Annotated in this window: 10 protein-coding genes; 9 read left to right on the top strand and 1 reads right to left on the bottom strand. The window is 40.4% G+C overall.

Going from position 1 to position 13,530, the window contains the following annotated elements:
- Positions 1-11 precede the first annotated feature (11 nt).
- Complete coding sequence (locus ACY2A0_RS15765; protein WP_461791677.1) at positions 12-716, bottom strand: FadR/GntR family transcriptional regulator; 705 nt, start codon at positions 714-716, stop codon at positions 12-14.
- Between the two features lie 158 nt (positions 717-874).
- Between ACY2A0_RS15765 and ACY2A0_RS15770 the strand changes: the two genes are divergently transcribed.
- The 9 genes from ACY2A0_RS15770 to ACY2A0_RS15810 all read left to right on the top strand — a co-directional run bounded on the left by ACY2A0_RS15770 (position 875) and on the right by ACY2A0_RS15810 (position 13,530).
- Entirely contained in the window at positions 875-4,162 is a 3,288-nt protein-coding gene (locus ACY2A0_RS15770; RefSeq protein ID WP_461791678.1) for a SusC/RagA family TonB-linked outer membrane protein, read from the top strand.
- A 17-nt stretch (positions 4,163-4,179) separates the two neighbouring features.
- On the top strand, positions 4,180-5,706 hold the full coding sequence (locus tag ACY2A0_RS15775) for a RagB/SusD family nutrient uptake outer membrane protein (protein ID WP_461791679.1): 1,527 nt from the start codon (positions 4,180-4,182) through the stop codon (positions 5,704-5,706).
- Between the two features lie 28 nt (positions 5,707-5,734).
- Positions 5,735-6,568 (top strand): LamG domain-containing protein, encoded by an 834-nt coding sequence (locus ACY2A0_RS15780; protein WP_461791680.1) that lies wholly within the window; start codon positions 5,735-5,737, stop codon positions 6,566-6,568.
- A 28-nt stretch (positions 6,569-6,596) separates the two neighbouring features.
- Entirely contained in the window at positions 6,597-8,048 is a 1,452-nt protein-coding gene (locus ACY2A0_RS15785; protein ID WP_461791681.1) for a GDSL-type esterase/lipase family protein, read from the top strand.
- Positions 8,049-8,198: 150 nt separating this feature from the next.
- Positions 8,199-9,158 carry a dihydrodipicolinate synthase family protein gene (locus ACY2A0_RS15790; RefSeq protein WP_461791682.1) on the top strand — a complete coding sequence of 320 codons (960 nt, stop codon included), beginning with the start codon at positions 8,199-8,201 and terminating at the stop codon, positions 9,156-9,158.
- A 19-nt stretch (positions 9,159-9,177) separates the two neighbouring features.
- Positions 9,178-10,371 carry an AGE family epimerase/isomerase gene (locus tag ACY2A0_RS15795; RefSeq protein ID WP_461791683.1) on the top strand — a complete coding sequence of 398 codons (1,194 nt, stop codon included), beginning with the start codon at positions 9,178-9,180 and terminating at the stop codon, positions 10,369-10,371.
- A 34-nt stretch (positions 10,372-10,405) separates the two neighbouring features.
- Positions 10,406-11,644 (top strand): LamG-like jellyroll fold domain-containing protein, encoded by a 1,239-nt coding sequence (locus tag ACY2A0_RS15800; RefSeq protein ID WP_461791684.1) that lies wholly within the window; start codon positions 10,406-10,408, stop codon positions 11,642-11,644.
- 8 nt (positions 11,645-11,652) lie between these two features.
- Complete coding sequence (locus ACY2A0_RS15805; protein WP_461791685.1) at positions 11,653-12,831, top strand: thiolase family protein; 1,179 nt, start codon at positions 11,653-11,655, stop codon at positions 12,829-12,831.
- Positions 12,832-13,530 (top strand): CoA transferase subunit A, encoded by a 699-nt coding sequence (locus ACY2A0_RS15810; protein ID WP_461791686.1) that lies wholly within the window; start codon positions 12,832-12,834, stop codon positions 13,528-13,530. It begins immediately after the preceding gene.

Consider the following 13,530-nt stretch of genomic DNA (forward strand, 5'->3'; position numbering starts at 1 on the left):
TTTCTTTAGAACTAAACTGTGCCAGACAACCGTTGAAAATGGTTTTCCAAATGATTTCGCATCGCATTTCTTAAAAGCTCGGGCGAACCATTTTCTATCACATCTACAATTCCCTTATGAGATACAAATTTTTTAACTGGGCTGGTTTTATTAAGCAGGCCGCTATTATGTACATATTCGAAGATAGGAAGTAACATCTTTTGAAACTTCTTCATGGTAGAGTTTCCAGTAATCTCATATAACTTACCATGAAATGCTATTTCCTGCTCCGCATGGAAAGCGAAATCGTCAGTATGTTCAGGTTCGCTTTCAATAATTTTTCTAAGCTCTGCAATGTCTTCGGCAGTTACTTTACTAAAAATAAAATCGGCCATACCAATTTCCAAGGCCAGCCTCAATTCAAACATCTCTCTAAGCGTTTCTTCATTAAGTATATGTGGATTTAAGCTTTTCTCGAGAATACTCAAAACATCAGGGCTGGTGATCACAGTACCTTTTTTCTTCTTGGTCTCTATTAAGCCCATCACCCTTAAGCGTACCAATGCCTCCCTAATCACAGTTCTACTTACACCTAAAATGTCAGCTAGTTCCAATTCCTTTGGTATAGGGTCGCCAACTTTAAGCTTTTTCTCCTGTAGTAACTTTACAAGGTTACCTTCTACCTTCTCTACCAAAGATCTGGTATCGATTTGTTCTATTAGTTCTCTATTATTCAATTTTATGTATGATTTAATACAAATATAATTAAATCGATAACCTTTTAATACGTTTGTTAAATAAATTAAAAAAAGATGTTAAATAATTTGCAGGTATGTAAATAATATTCATACCTTTATAATGTCATACATAATACAATTATAACCAAATCAAATTTATGAAGTTTCTGGGTAAATTATTTTTAACAAGTACGGTCTTTATACTGATTGCCTCTACCATGGTGTTGGCACAGAGCTTAGACGTCTCTGGTGTGGTTGTGGGGGAAGATGGGTTGCCAATGGTAGGAGTGAGCGTACAGGTAAAAGACAAGTCTGCTGTTGCGGTGCAAACAGATCGACAAGGTAGGTTTAATATTAGAGCCGCCGCTAAAGATGTGCTAAGGTTTTTTTATTTAGGTTTCGAACCTCAAGAGATTGCAGTAGTAAAAAGCACTACACTTAAAATTGTGCTTAAAGAAGATGTTTCGGGTTTAAATGAAGTTGTGGTAGTTGGATACGGAACACAGTCGAGAGCAAACTTGAGTGGTGCTGTTTCTAGTTTGGATCAAAAAGCACTTAAATCTTTGCCTAATACCAATTTGGCTACGGTGCTTCAAGGTACTGTTACCGGTTTGCGTGTGCAGCAAGCCACTGGGGCTCCCGGGTCGGCGCCAGAAATATCTTTTAGAGGTGGTACCGATTGGGACGGTAGCGGCACACCTCTTTTTGTAGTAGATGGAGTGGTGTTGCCTAATATTAACGGTGTAAATCTTAATGATATAGAATCGGTTGATTTGTTGAAAGATGCAGCGTCTGCCGCAATTTATGGTGCAAGGGCATCTAATGGTGTGGTGCTAATTACTACAAAGAGAGGTAAGAAAGGTACTGCACTGATCAGTTATCAGCTCAAAATGGCGAACAACATGGTGAGGAGAAATCCCATACCATATCTTAACGGAGAGGATTACATCAGATGGAACAGACAAGGGCTGGCAAGTAGATATGCTGCAAATATTGCCGATAATAACAATGGCTTGGCAACAACAATTGGCCATTTGACGGCTAATTGGGGCTGGGCCGCTAACCCAAACAACGTTAATTCCTCTAACTCGCTTTACAGTACCCAATTGGTGCAGAATGCCAACCGTCATTTGTTGGGACAGCCGGGCTGGAGTTTAGTCGTGGATCGTAATCCATTCAATCCTTTGGTTAAAGATTCTATTTTATATAAAGCACATTCTTTCGAGTATTTTGAAGATCTTTTGCTACAAGAAAGTACCCTGCAGGATCATTATCTTAATGTTTCTGGTGCAAACGACCAAGGTAACTTTTCGCTAGGTCTTGGCGCTATTGATGACAAAGGAATGGTGGTAACTTCAGGATTTAAACGCTTAAACCTAAATTTTAACGGCGGGTTAAATGTCAATAAGAATCTTAAAGTAGGCTTAAATCTCTCTGGTTATAATATTACAGAAAGACCTACTTATGTTACAGCCTGGACAACTGCGGCTTCCGGAGGACCGTTCCAACGTTTTGTGGCTGCGGCGCCAACATTGAGGCTAAATGATGAAATTACGGGAGAAGTACTGCCGGGAGGAGATGCTTCGGCTATGGGTAATCCCTTGTATTTTAAAGATCGGTTTTTTAATAATCAACGTTCTTATCGTTTTGCCGGAGGGATAAACTTAGAATACACCATCGTACCAGCGCTTAAATTTCTAGTGTCTGGAAATGGCCTAATGCAATTTTCGGAAGCAGATGTATTTAGAAAGGAATATCGAAATGGAAATGCAGGGGCATTGATTTCAACCAGAGAGTCGAGTTTTTCTAGAAATAAAGAACAACAATACACGTATAACGCCTTTCTTCAATACGATAAAAAGTTTGGTAAGCATGCCATTAATACTTTAGCTGGTGGCGAATATTTTGAGCGTAAGTATTATACTTCTGGAGCTGCAGCTAGTGGAGCACCTTCAGATTTTATTCCATGGCTTTCTGCGGCAACAACTACCGTAGGAGTGCCTTCATCTTCATTTGCTGCTTGGGAAAGGCTGTCGTCTATCATTGGTAGGGTGAATTATAATTTTGATCAGCGCTATCTATTCAATGTTAACTTAAGATACGATGGTTCATCTCGTTTAGAAGATGAAAAGTTCGATTTATTCCCGGGGTTTTCTGCCGGATGGAACTTGCATAACGAGAACTTCTTTAAAGGAAGTTTTGCAAATAAATACCTCAGCACCGTTAAGCCTCGTGTAAGCTATGGTCAAAATGGTAGGGTAACTTCACTTTCCGAATTTCAGCTAGATGCACCTTATAACGACAATGGTATTTATAACGGAGTAACCGGATTTCTGCCAGGAGCATTTATCAATACTGGCTTGAAATGGGAAAAAGTAGCTTCGCTAAATCTAGGTGTGGATCTAGGCTTTGCTAAGAATAGAATCTCTCTAATGGCAGATTACTTTATACGTGATGTATATGATAAAATTACCAGCTTAACTATTCCATCTTGGACAGGCTTTAGCACTTATACTACAAACTTGGGACAATTACAAAATAAAGGTATAGAGCTGGAGTTGAAAATCAGCGCCATAAGGCCTAAGGTGCCCGGCGGACTGTCTTTAGATTTTGGCGGTAATTTTTCAAAGGTGACCAATTACGCTAAAAAATTGGTAGACAATGGGCTGGATGGCAATCGTAGAGATGGTTCTTATGTTTGGGATCCCGCTACAGGTACAGAGCGCTATGTTGGGGGGCTTTATCAAGGTCAACGTGTAGGTTTAGATGAAGTTTGGGCTTTCGTTTATGATGGAATTTACACTACTCAAGAACAGCTAGATCGTGATGCGTTATTGACCAACACCAATCTGCCTTACTTAAATAAAACCTTGAAGTTTTTGGGTGATGCCAGATGGAGAGATTTGAACGGAGATAATATCATTAATGCCTTAGATAGGGTATACGTGGGACGAACCACTCCTAACATTATGGGAGGTTTTCATACCTCAATTGGCTATAAAGGCTTTAACCTGTATGCGCAATTTGATTTTGCCGCCGGACACGTCATCATAGACCAAACTTGGCTAAGGGGAATGGCCCAAGCACAAGGTTCGGCAAACAGTCCAGAAGATGTAAAGTACACCTATTCAGAATATAGTAAGCAAGGTACGCTACCTCGTTTCTATTTGGGTAATTATGGCGCTAATTACATCGCGGCAGCTAATTATTACCAAAAAGGCGATTATTTGGCGGTAAGGGAAGTAACCTTGAGTTATGACACCCCATCAAAGATCATCGAAACTTTTTTCAAAAATAAGATCAAGGGCGTACGAGCTTATGTTTCGGGTTCTAACCTACATTATTTTACAAGTTACAACGGTACTTTTCCCGAAATGGGAGGAAATGATAGCGGGCGTTTCCCATTGCCAAGAAGGATAACTTTTGGACTTAACCTTAGCCTTTAATACCAAGCAAAATGATCATGAAAGATTTTAAAAATATTTTGAGAATTACGGCAGCCGCTTTTTTGTTGTTGACAATGGGCTGCGAAGGGAAGCTAGAAGAAGTTGTACCACAAACTGCACTCAACGAAAAGCTGATCAAAGAAGATCCTAATGCTGCAAGAGCTTTGCATTATGGTACCTATTCTCATTTCAGAAGATATACCAATACACTTATGCAATTGGGGGAAATAAGGTCAGAGATATGGGCAGACGGTGTTTTTCCTGAAACTGCAGATGCAACCATGGCCAATTTGTATACCCATAATATTGATGTAGACAATGTTCCGGTAGGTAATTTTGGAGCATTCTACGGTTCAATTTATGTATTGAATAACGAGTTACGCCTCATTTCGCAATCCAATCTTCCAGAAACAGAAAGAAACAAATTTATGGCAGAAGCTTACGGATTAAGGGCTTTTGTTTACTACACGCTTTTGAAAACTTGGGGCGGTGTGCCACTTACCACAGAAGTAGTTTCTGGTCTTGACGATTTGGGAAGTCTTTATAAAGAACGCTCGGCTCCTGAAGTAATCATGCAGCAGATCAAGGCAGATATAGAGCAGTCTCTTTCTTTATTTAGTGGTAGTAATGCATTACCAACAAAAAGGGTAATGTGGAACAGGTTGGCTACTTTGGCGCTTAAGGGAGATGTTTATCTCTGGTCTGCAACTTTAATGAATGGTGGAGATGCAGATTTAAATACGGCCAAACAGGCTTTGGAGCAACTGGTTGCATTAGAAGGGACTAATTTTGGGCTAAACGCCAGTTATGCGGATAGTTTCGACGCTACCAAAAAGGAAAACAACAAGGAAATCATTTTTGCAATCAATTATGAGCAGAATCAAGTAGTAAACAATGTTTTCAATGGTCATTTCTTGATCAATGTGGCTATGACATCAGACAGGTTAGACAATGGTACCGGACCTACAGTGGCTAGTACCTATCCGTTGGCTGTGGGTCAAAACCGTATAGGTATGAGCGTTGCCATGTTACAAAAACTACGTAGTAATACTTCCGATAGAAGAATTGCAGCTAGTTTTAGGCCATTTTTCCTTAGTGGTGCATCTTCTCATAAGGGCGTAATTTTACTTAAATACATTGGTAGGGAAGTAAGTGGTTTAAGAGTCTATGATAACGATTTTCCTATCTATCGTTATGCAGATGTACTTTTAATGTTGGCCGAGGCCAAGGCTAAACTGTTGCAAAGTCCAGCTACCGAAATTAATAAAATTCGCCAAAGAGCTTACGGGGCAGGCTATACACCTTATGTTAATGGCACACAAGATCAAAACATAGAAGCCATTTTAGAAGAACAACTACGAGAGTTTATAGGTGAGGGAAAACGTTGGTGGGCTTTAAGACGGGCTGGCGATAAATGGGTATTTAAATATATTGAACCTAGGTTTTTAACAGAGGCAACCAAATACAAATTCCTTTTGCCAATTACGCGTGCCCAATTGGAGTCTGATCCAAAACTTACGCAGACACCTGGATATATTAGATAGATTTTTTAGCAACTAAAATATAAGAACAATGAATGTTTGTCATATCTCAAAATCTTTTGCTTTAATACTTCTTACTTTTTTGGCTATCTCGGCCTGTAAGAAAACAGCTTATGTGAGTGGTCCACCGCCGGTATTAGATACCACGGGAGCAGTTGCTGTTACCGCAGATCCGCCACCGCCACCACCTCCTGCAGCGAATGCGTCCAAGACAATGGTGTTTGATGGTACAACCAATTACATTACCGTAGCTGATCATAACGATTTCGATATCGTTCCCGGTGAGAACTTCACCATTACCTGCTGGATTAGAACCAGTCAATGGAAGAACATGCCAGTGATTAGAAAAAGAGATGCATCAAATACAGGCTATGAATTAGCGGTAAATACCACGCCTATCTTTTTCGTTAACATGAGAAGTGCCAATGGGGTAAATACAGGTACACTTAATGCGGTAACCAATCTTGCAGTAAATGAATGGTATCATTTTGCGATGGTTTATAATATTGCCGACCGTACACACAAAACATATGTGAATGGTATCTTACAATATACTACTACACACGCAGATATGGGTACGCTTAGTTTTGAGAATGCGGTTGACCTTAGTATAGGCTACAGCGCAACACAGAGTAGGTTTCTTCTGGGTCAGTTAGATGATATTAGAATTTGGAACAAAGCACTTTCAACAACCGAGCTTACTACCGACATGACGACCAAATCTGTAGGAAATGCTACGGTTAATCTACTTGCAGCTTGGGATTTTGAGCAGATTTCTGGCAACAGTGTCCCTGATGTTTCTGAAAATGGCCACACGGGAACTATTACGGGTACGGTAGTAACTGGAGAAAGAGAAAGAAAATAGGTTTCAATTGCAAAATCATATTTAAAAAATGAAATACAAGATAATCTTATTGGTCAGCAATGTTCTAATAGTTTTATGCCTTGCAATTGCGTGTAAAAAAAGTAAGGCAAGCGTAGAGCCAGAAAAAGATATTATTGATACAAAGCCTTGTTGTACCGATTGTGTATACCCTTCTCTGCCTTCGGTTGCGAAGAACTCAAAATACCTGGTATTCAATGGTTCATCAAATTATATTAATGTTGCTAATCACGATGCGCTAAACATAGATAAGGACGAAAGTTTTACGGTCACTTGTTGGATAAGGTCTAGCAGCTGGAAAAATATGCCCGTTTTCAGGAAGCGTGATGCCAGCAACTTGGGTTACGAAATGACAGTGGGTTCCAATGGGTCATATATCATAAATATGCGTAGTACTACTGGTGTAAATGCAGGTTCCACTGTAACTAGCGACATATTAATGGTTTTAAATGGTTGGTACCACTTGGCAATGGTTTTAGATAAGGAGAGTCATACCACAAAAACTTATATCAATGGCGAGCTTCAAGGTACTACGGAAAATGCACAAATCGGTTCACTTAGTTTTGAAAATGCAGTGGATGTGACTATAGGTCACAGCATTGCGCAAAACAGGTTTTTTTTAGGGTTTATGGACGATATACGGGTTTGGAACAAGGCATTAACAAAGGATGAACTTCTAGCAGATATGAAAGTAACTGCTGTAAATAATACAACACCTAACTTAATTGCGGCATGGGATTTCGAAAAAGTAACAGGCAACACTGTACCTGATGTTTCAGGTAATGGACATACTGGTACAATCATAGGTACTGTGACTACAGGCGACAGATCATTAGCTCAAATTCCTGGGGCTACTGTAGACAGCTTATATAGACCCTCTGGCTATCAGGCCAGGCTTAATCTATTTAAGAGTGAGATGCGTTCTGCAAAAGATATCGTATTTGTTGGAAACAGCATTACAGCTGGTACAGATTGGAGCGAGCTGTTAGCTAACCCCAATGCGAAAAATAGAGGTATATCTGGAGATATTACATTTGGTGTTTTGGCACGTTTAGACGAAGTACTAAGAGAAAAGCCAGCGAAGGTATTTGTATTAATCGGGATCAATGATTTAGCAGGGAATGTTCCCGATCATTCAATCCTAAATAACTACAAGCTTATCATCAAGACAATTAAATCATGTTCTCCATCAACTAAAATTTATTTTAATACGCTTTTACCTTTAAATAATACATTTACCAATTTTCCAACTCATTTAAGCAGAGCGGGCCGTATTCCTCCATTGAATAGTGCAATCAGTGCAATTGCGGCGGAAGAAAATATAGTCCTCATAGACTCTTACAATCATTTTAAAGATGTAGATGGACAATTAAACAAAGCTTACACAAATGATGGTTTGCATTTAACCCCTGATGGATATAAGCATTGGGCCTTAATCTTAAAAGCCTATGTCAATCAATAAAACAAATTAAAATTAACCATATCAGTTAAATAGGTTTTGATTTTTCAAAATCTGAAAGGCTCAAAAATAGCCTAATGGGATAGCTATTGTCTTTTGAGAAACTTATAGGTAGAGGTAAAGTGATATAAATAATATTAAAATCAAGATACAATGAATATAGAAAAGCTAGAAGGACTGATTGCAGCACCTTTTACACCGATGGATAATGATGGCAATTTGAATACAGATTCCGTTAGCGATTACTATCTTTTATTAAAGAAGAATGGCGTAAGGGGCGCTTTCATCTGTGGTTCAACAGGCGAAGGTGTTTCAATGACTTTAGAAGAAAAGAAACAAGTATACAAAGCTTGGGCAGATTGTACAGTTGCAGATACCGATTTTAAAGTGATGGTATTTTTGGGAGGAGTATGTCTAAGGGATTGCATAGAACTTGCCGTTTACGCCCGAGAAATAGGACTTTATGCGGTGTCGTTTACAGCTCCATTTTATTTCAAGCCCAATTCGGTACAAACTTTAGCTGATGCTTGTAGGGAAATTGCCGCTTCGGTACCAGATATGCCTTTTTATTACTACCACATCCCGGTACTTACAGGAGCAAATTTTTCGATGCTAAGCTTGCTTGCCGAAGTGAAACACACTATCCCAAATTTTGCAGGTGTAAAGTATACCCACGAAGATTTTATGGACTTTCAAAGCTGTATGAACTTTGCAGGCGGACATTTCGATATGCTTTGGGGTAGAGACGAGAATATGATTTCGGCATTAGTGTTGGGTGCGAAGGGGGCTGTTGGAAGTACCTTTAACTACGCAGCTCCCCTTTATCATCAACTAATAGAGGCCTATGTAAAGGGAGACAACGAACTCGCTGCCACATTACAACAAAAATCTATAGATATGATTCGCCTATTGGGTAAATACGGTGGTATATCGGTAGGCAAGGCCTATATGAAACTGCTCGGCTTAGACTGCGGCACATTCCGTGCACCAATTAAGAATATGGATGGAGATAGTTTCAAACAATTCAGAAATGATGTAGAAGCACTAGGATTTGAAAGTTTTAGATCGCTAATGCCCGCTGAAGTGTCGTCAACTAAAAAAATAATAGCATAAACCTACCCACAGATTACAAATGAACAGAGCGTATTTTGAAGAGCTTTACAGGTTCTACGATAAACAGTTGTTAGAAGACACTATTCCTTTTTGGTTTCCGAGATCATTTGACCATGAACATGGTGGTTTCCTGTTGATGCGTGATGAAGATGGAACATTGATAGACGATGATAAAGCAGTTTGGATACAAGGCAGGGCAACTTGGACATTATCTACATTATATGATACCGTAGAGCAGCGTAGCGAATGGTTGGCTGGAGCCAAGTTAGGCTACGACTTTTTATTAAAGCATTGTTTTGATGGAAATGGCAAGATGTATTTCCATGTGGCGAGAGATGGAAGCCCGATACGTATGAGGAGATACTATTACTCGGAAACATTCGCTGTATTGGCTTTCTCTGCATATGCTAAGGCAAGTGGAGATGAAGAGGCTAAAAAGCATGCCATCGAACTTTTTCAAAAAACAGTGTACTACGCTACAACTCCTGATCTTGTAGTGCCAAAGTTTACCGATGTGCGACCAGCAAAAGGACTCGGGCTTCCGATGATCATGATGTATATCACCCAACAAATGCGAGCATGTTTTGGAAACGAGATAGGGAACATTAACTGTACCGAATTAATTGATGGTTGGATTGCAGAAGTGGAACGTGATTTTGTAAAAGATGATATTCGCTGTGTGATGGAACAGGTTGCGCCAGATGGACAGATCATCGACCATATTGATGGAAGAACACTCAATCCCGGACACGCCATTGAATGTGGTTGGTTCATCCTCCACGAAGCTAAACAGCGTAACAATGATGCCCGCTTAATAGTGCTTGGCTGTAAAATGATAGATTATATGTGGGAGAGAGGCTGGGACAAGGAATATGGTGGTATCATCTATTTCAGAGATGTTTACAATAAACCAGTGCAAGAATATTGGCAGGATATGAAGTTCTGGTGGCCTCAAAATGAAACCATTGTAGCTACACTGTTGGCCTATACTATCACAGGCAACGAAAAATACGCAGAATGGCACAAGCTGGTGCACGATTATGCCTATAAAAATTTCCACGACAGTAAAAATGGAGAATGGTTTGGCTACTTGCACCGCGATGGTAGGGTAGCGCAAACCGCCAAAGGTAATCTCTACAAAGGACCATTTCATTTACCTCGACAAGAATGGTATTGCAGGTCATTGTTAGGCGAATATTTAAAATCGTTGTAATAGGGAGTAAAAGATATTAACCAAAACTAAAATTATGAAAACAAAACTACTATTAGCATTAGGTCTTGTATTGGGCTATGTATCGCAAGTGAAATCGCAATCAGGATATAATATGGTATTCAACGGAACTTCAAACTACATTACGGTTTCAGATCATAATGATTTGGATATCGCTGCGGGAGAAAACTATACCGTTACCTGTTGGATAAGAACAAGTCAATGGAAGAATATGCCTGTTTTCAGAAAACGAGACCCATCTGGCGTAGGCTATGAAATGACAGTAGGAAGTGGCGGTGCATATGCCATTAACATGAGGTCTACTACCAATGTCAATACCGGATCTACGGTAGCAAGTTATAACATGAACCTAAATCAATGGTACCATTTGGCCATGGTAGTAGATGTCGTAGAGCAGAATACAAAAACCTACGTCAATGGGGTGCTGCAGGGAACAACCTACAATGCGGGTATTGGAACGTTGACCTTTGAGAATGCCGTAGATCTGACCATAGGTCGTAGCGTAGACCAGAACAGATACTTTGTGGGACAGATGGATGATATTAGAGTATGGAACAAGGCTTTTACGCCAGCAGAACTCATATCAGATATGACCACCACGGTGGTGAATAGCGCAACGGCGAATCTATTAGCAGCTTGGGATTTTGAAAATGTAGTGGGCACTTCGGTACCAGACGTATCTGGAAAGGGCAGGACGGGCACTATTGTTGGTCCGGTAACATTACCTGTTGAGCTGCTATCTTTTAATGCCAATGTTGTAGGTAATCAAGTAAAGCTACAATGGGAAACAGCATCTGAAACCAACAATGGCTTTTTCGAAGTAGAACGCTCTACTGATGGGAAAGTGTTTTCATCTGTCGTAAAAATCAATGGTGCAGGCAATAGCCAAGAGAAGAGAGCATATACTGCAATAGACGAACGCCCATTAACAGGCACCAGTTATTACCGTTTAAAACAATATGATACCGATGGAAAGTCGACGGTTTATTTGCCCGTATCGGTTCGGGTGCTTGGCAACAATGCGCCATCACTCTATCCTAATCCTGCAACCAACTATATTTTAGTAAAGAATGTAGGCACAGATCCAACAGTATTCAATGTTTTCGACCTTAATGGTATAAAGCAAACGGTAACATTTAAGCTTAATGACGATGGTTTATTCGTCGATGTTTCTAAGCTAAAATCGGGACTGTATTTCCTGCGTAACGGTAGCACCAAGTCTAATTCGGTAGTGCATAAATTCCAAGTGAAGTAACCGAAAAAATGGAACAGGTATACATTGTTGCATCGGCTCGTACGGCTATAGGAAGTTATGGAGGGGCAATAGCTACGCTCTCAGCAGTGCAATTGGGTGCGGCGGTAGTAAAGGGTGCTTTGGATAAGTCGATAGTGCAGAAAAACGATTTCCAGACTTTGGTCATGGGCCAGGTATTGTCGGCAGGTTCTGGACAGGCCCCTGCAAGACAGGTAGCTAAACTTGCGGGCTTATCAGAAAATACGTGTGCTACAACAGTCAACAAAGTTTGCGCTTCTGGTTTAAAAGCAGTTGCGATGGTCTATCAGGATATACGAATGGGAGATATTTCTGCAGGAATAGCTGGAGGAATGGAAAGCATGTCGCAAGTTCCATATTATGTCGAAAATGCCAGATTTGGGATGGGATACGGAGACAAAGTGTTGAGAGACGGATTAGCATTAGATGGACTTACAGATGCGTACGGTGCTGGTACCATGGGGGTTTTGGCAGATCAAATTGCTACAAAGTACGAGATAAATAGAGCAGCGTTAGACCAACTTGCAACACGTTCGTACCAACGAAGTACCAATGCTTGGCAAATGGGATATTTTGGAAATGAGGTTGTGCCTTTATCAGTGCCGCAACGCAAAGGTGAGTACAAGGTTTTTAATGTAGATGAAGAATTTTCTAAGGTAGACTTTGAAAAAATAGCTCGTTTAAAGCCTGCGTTTACCACTACTGGTACAACAACTGCCGCAAATAGCAGTCCTCTTAGCGATGGTGCAACGGCATTAACAATGGCCGGAGAACGTTATCTTAAGCGCAATGGTATTGCTCCTTTAGCAAGAATAGTGGCGTATGCCGAAGCAGAGCAATCACCAGAACTGTTCATCACTAGCCCGATCCTGGCAGCTGAAAAAGCAATGAAAAAAGCTGGATTACAGGTAAACGATATTGATTTCTTCGAAATTAACGAAGCATTTGCACTGGTACCATTGCTCTTTATTAATGAAATGGATATTGATGCGGAGAAGGTTAACATTTTCGGCGGTGCAGTTTCCTTAGGGCACCCACTTGGAAACTCGGGAGCTAGGATATTGTGCACATTAATTAACGTGCTACAAACTAAACAAGGCAGATATGGCCTAGCGGCTATCTGTAATGGAGGCGGTGGCGCAAGCGCCATCATCATAGAAAGAATTTAAATGATAAACAAAATAGTTAAAGATGCTACCGAGGCGATTGCCGATATTCCAAACGGAGCAACACTCATGCTTGGTGGATTTGGATTATGTGGTATTCCCGAAAACAGCATCACTGCATTGGCCAAAAGTAATGTGAACAACCTAATCTGTATTTCTAACAATGCAGGAACTGATGAACACGGTATTGGACAAATGCTCAAGAACAAACAAGTAGTGAAAATGATTTCCTCTTATGTTGGTGAAAACGCGGAATTTGAACGTCAGCTGCTCAGTGGAGAGCTGGATGTTGAACTCATTCCACAAGGTACGCTTGCCGAAAGAATCAGGGCAGGAGGTGCTGGTATTCCTGCGTTTTTTACCCCTGCTGGCGTAGGTACCGAAGTTGCCGAAGGAAAAGAAGACCGTACTTTCTTTGGAAAGAACTATTTACTAGAACATTGGTTAAAGGCCGATTTTGCGATTATAAAAGCTTGGAAAGGTGACGCCGCTGGAAACTTAGTTTATAAAGGTACAGCAAGAAACTTTAACCCAATGATGGCTACAGCGGCTACTGTAACTATTGCAGAGGTAGAGGAGCTACTGCCAATTGGAAGTTTGGACCCCAATGAAATACATACATCGGGTATTTATGTAGATCGTATTTTTCAGGGTAAAAACTATCAAAAACTCATAGAACAAAGAACCACATCAGGAAACTAA

The organism is Pedobacter sp., from assembly GCF_965249885.1.
GTDB lineage: Bacteria > Bacteroidota > Bacteroidia > Sphingobacteriales > Sphingobacteriaceae > Pedobacter.

Coding starts and splice junctions, on each gene's coding strand:
- ACY2A0_RS15770 (WP_461791678.1), top strand. CDS start 875: ATGAAGTTTCTGGGTAAATTATTTTTAACAAGTACGGTCTTTATACTG.
- ACY2A0_RS15805 (WP_461791685.1), top strand. CDS start 11,653: ATGGAACAGGTATACATTGTTGCATCGGCTCGTACGGCTATAGGAAGT.
- ACY2A0_RS15810 (WP_461791686.1), top strand. CDS start 12,832: ATGATAAACAAAATAGTTAAAGATGCTACCGAGGCGATTGCCGATATT.
- ACY2A0_RS15800 (WP_461791684.1), top strand. CDS start 10,406: ATGAAAACAAAACTACTATTAGCATTAGGTCTTGTATTGGGCTATGTA.
- ACY2A0_RS15785 (WP_461791681.1), top strand. CDS start 6,597: ATGAAATACAAGATAATCTTATTGGTCAGCAATGTTCTAATAGTTTTA.
- ACY2A0_RS15775 (WP_461791679.1), top strand. CDS start 4,180: ATGAAAGATTTTAAAAATATTTTGAGAATTACGGCAGCCGCTTTTTTG.
- ACY2A0_RS15780 (WP_461791680.1), top strand. CDS start 5,735: ATGAATGTTTGTCATATCTCAAAATCTTTTGCTTTAATACTTCTTACT.
- ACY2A0_RS15795 (WP_461791683.1), top strand. CDS start 9,178: ATGAACAGAGCGTATTTTGAAGAGCTTTACAGGTTCTACGATAAACAG.
- ACY2A0_RS15790 (WP_461791682.1), top strand. CDS start 8,199: ATGAATATAGAAAAGCTAGAAGGACTGATTGCAGCACCTTTTACACCG.